The sequence below is a fragment of the Chromohalobacter sp. HP20-39 genome, from assembly GCF_033052815.1.
Classification (GTDB): domain Bacteria; phylum Pseudomonadota; class Gammaproteobacteria; order Pseudomonadales; family Halomonadaceae; genus Chromohalobacter.
This window is the reverse complement of record NZ_JAWHTP010000380.1, coordinates 1-325: the sequence shown is the minus strand read 5'-3', so window position 1 is coordinate 325 and position 325 is coordinate 1. Positions and strand designations below refer to the sequence as shown.

Sequence of the window (325 nt, the reverse complement as noted above, 5' to 3'; positions counted from 1 at the left end):
CTTCCTTGATGTGCCGATCAACGTTCTCCACCACGATGATGGCGTCATCCACCACCAGCCCGATTGCAAGAACCAACGCCAACAAAGTCAGCAGGTTGATCGAGTATCCGAGCAGGAACATGATGAAGAAGGTTCCTACTAGTGACAGCGGAATGGCCACCAGCGGCACGATGACTGCGCGAAACGCTCCAAGGAACAGATAAATGACGATCGTGACGATGAGAAGCGCCTCAGCCAGCGTCTTGATGACCTCATCGATCGACGTGTTGATGAACTCCGTCGAGTCGTAAACAATGTCGCCGCGCACTCCGGCGGGCAACTGCGA

General features: G+C 54.8%; 1 protein-coding gene. It reads right to left on the bottom strand.

Annotated elements, in window-relative coordinates; genetic code table 11:
* On the bottom strand, positions 1-325 hold a 325-nt coding region (locus RVY79_RS18460), incomplete at both ends, for an efflux RND transporter permease subunit (RefSeq protein WP_317465997.1).